At 68.7% G+C, this 2,744-nt stretch carries 3 protein-coding genes; all 3 read left to right on the top strand.

The features are described 5' to 3' along the window. Nucleotides 1–319 (top strand): DUF1275 family protein (locus tag AX685_RS03805; protein ID WP_156445650.1); only part of this gene is annotated, 319 nt, incomplete at its 5' end. Between the two features lie 119 nt (nucleotides 320–438). Continuing rightward, nucleotides 439–1,623 (top strand): aspartate aminotransferase family protein, encoded by a 1,185-nt coding sequence (locus AX685_RS03800; protein ID WP_269450454.1) that lies wholly within the window; start codon nucleotides 439–441, stop codon nucleotides 1,621–1,623. Between the two features lie 153 nt (nucleotides 1,624–1,776). Beyond that, nucleotides 1,777–2,694, top strand: coding sequence for an ornithine carbamoyltransferase (gene argF / locus AX685_RS03795; protein WP_066485596.1), 918 nt, complete (start codon nucleotides 1,777–1,779; stop codon nucleotides 2,692–2,694). Nucleotides 2,695–2,744 lie beyond the last annotated feature (50 nt).

Genomic DNA, 2,744 nt, shown 5'->3' with positions numbered 1-2,744 from the left:
GGTGTTGCTGGCGGTGGCGATGGGCGTGCTCAACGCCGTGTTCGAACGCGGCGGGGAGGTGAGCATCGGCGTCACCTATATGACCGGGACGCTGGTCAAGCTGGGGCAGAACCTGTCCGCCGCGCTGATGGGCACCGCGCCGCGCACGGCCTGGGTGCCGTATCTGCTGCTGTGGAGCGGGCTGGCGGCCGGCGCGGTGGCGGGTGCGGCGGCATACGGCCGCTACGGCACGGCGATGCTGTGGGTCGCGGCCGGTGCGGCGGCGCTGCTGGCACTGGCAACCGTGCCTGGCGCGGCGGCGACAGCGCGCGACGGATAGCCGGCGCGAGTGGTGTTGTTCGCGCACGGCTTTGCCGGTATCAGACGAAAAGGGCGGCCGTATCGGGCCGCCCTTGTTCTTTCTGACAGGAGAAGGCCGCCGTGTCGTCCGACGCAACCATATCGCCGTTGATGCCCGTTTACCCGCGGTGCGGCGTGCGACCGGTGCGCGGCGAGGGCGTCTATCTCTATGGCGAGGACGGGGCGCAATACCTAGATTTCGCCAGCGGCATCGCGGTCAACGCGCTGGGCCATGGCCACCCGAAGCTGGTCAAGGCGATCGCCGATCAGGCCGCGACGCTGATGCACGTCAGCAACCTGTACGGCAGCCCGCAGGGCGAACATTTCGCGCAGCGGCTGGTCGACGCCAGCTTCGCCGATACGGTGTTCTTCACCAATTCGGGTGCAGAGGCGGTCGAATGCGCGATCAAGACCGCGCGCCGCTATCATTACGCGAACGGCCAGCCGGAACGGCACGACCTCATCACGTTCGACACCGCGTTCCACGGGCGCACGCTCGGCACCATTTCCGCCACCAACCAGGCGAAGATGCGCGACGGGTTCGAGCCGCTGCTGCCCGGCTTCAAATATGCGCAGTTCAACGATCTTGAGGGCGCGCTGGCGCTGATCGACGACCACACCGCGGGTTTCCTCGTCGAACCGATCCAGGGCGAGGGCGGGATACGCCCGGCGACCCCGGAATTCCTCCAGGGGCTGCGCAAGGCGTGCGACGAACGCGGCCTGCTGCTGGTGCTGGACGAGGTGCAGGCCGGCTATGGCCGGACCGGCAAGCTGTTCGCGCATGAACTGTACGGCGTCGTCCCCGACATCATCGCCGCGGCCAAGGGCATCGGCGGCGGCTTCCCGCTGGGCGCGTGCCTCACGACGGCAGAGGCGGCGAAGGGGATGGTGTTTGGCACCCACGGCTCCACCTATGGCGGCAACCCGCTGGCGATGGCTGCGGGCGAGGCGGTGCTGGACGTCATCCTGGAGGACGGCTTCCTCGATAACGTCACGCGCATGGGCGAGCGGCTGCGCGCTGCGCTGGAGCAGATGATCCCCAATCACGACCAGCTGTTCGCCGGCGTGCGCGGCCACGGCCTGATGCTGGGGCTGAAACTGACCAGCGACAGCCGCCGCTTCGTCGCGCATTGCCGCGATCACCACGGGCTGCTGCTGGTCGCGGCGGGCGAGAATGTCGTGCGCGTCCTGCCGCCGCTGACGATCGACGAGACGCATATCGCCGAATGCGTCGAGAAGCTGAGCGCGGCGGCGCGAGTGTACGTGCCGGTCGCGGACGAGTGAAACATTCCTCCCCGGGCCGTGCTTGGGGAGGGCGATCAGCCGCGGGCTGGTGGAGGGGGATTGCGGCAGTCGGATCGTTCGCCGCGATCCCCTCTGCCACCCGGCTGATGCCGGGCCATCCCGCTCCCGGCGTTGCGGGGAGGAGTTGATGACATGCGCCACTTTCTGAACCTCACCGATGCCGGGCCGGACGCGATCGCCGCGATGCTGGACGACGCGCTGACCCGCAAGCAGGCGCGCGCCGGCTGGCCGAAGGGGCGCGCGGATGCCGATGCGCCGCTGGCCGGGCATGTGCTCGCGATGATCTTCGAGAAGAATTCGACCCGCACCCGCGTCAGCTTCGACATGGCGATCCGCCAGCTGGGCGGCCAGTCGATCGTGATGGAGGCGGGGCAGATGCAGCTGGGCCGCGGCGAGACGGTGGCCGACACCGCGCGCGTCCTGTCCGGCTATGTCGACGCGATCATGATCCGCACCGACGACCATGCCAAGGTCGAGGAGATGGCGCATTACGCCACGGTCCCGGTCATCAATGGCCTGACCGACGCCTCGCACCCGTGCCAGATCATGGCGGACCTGCTGACGATCATCGAAAGCGGGAAGGCGCTGCCCGGGATGAAGGTCGCGTGGCTGGGTGACGGCAACAACGTCCTCGCGTCGATCGTCGAGGCGGCAGGGCTGATGCAGTTCGATGTCGTCGCCGCGTGTCCGCAGGGATTCCAGCCCGAAGAGCAGGCGATCGTACGCGGCAACGGGCGCGCGCGTGTGGTGTCGGACCCGCGCGAGGCGGTCGACGGCGCTGACATCGTCGTCACCGATACGTGGATCTCGATGGGGCAGGCGCATGCCGATACCAAGCTGCACGCGATGATGCCGTATCAGGTCGACGCCGCGCTGATGGCGACCGCCAAGCGCGATGCGAAATTCCTCCACTGTCTGCCGGCGCACCGCGGCGAGGAAGTGACTCCGGAGGTGATCGACGGCGCGCAGTCGCTGATCTGGGCGGAGGCGGAAAACCGCCTCCATGCGCAGAAATCGGTGCTGCGCTGGTGTTTCGGGCAGATCGGTTGATCGCGGCCGGGGTGACGCCTATCTGGGGCGGGCCCCGGCCGCCCCGCGCC

This window comes from Sphingomonas sp. CCH9-F2 (assembly GCF_001556735.1).
GTDB lineage: Bacteria > Pseudomonadota > Alphaproteobacteria > Sphingomonadales > Sphingomonadaceae > Sphingomonas > Sphingomonas ginsenosidimutans.
This window is presented reverse-complemented; position numbering and strand designations above follow the sequence as displayed.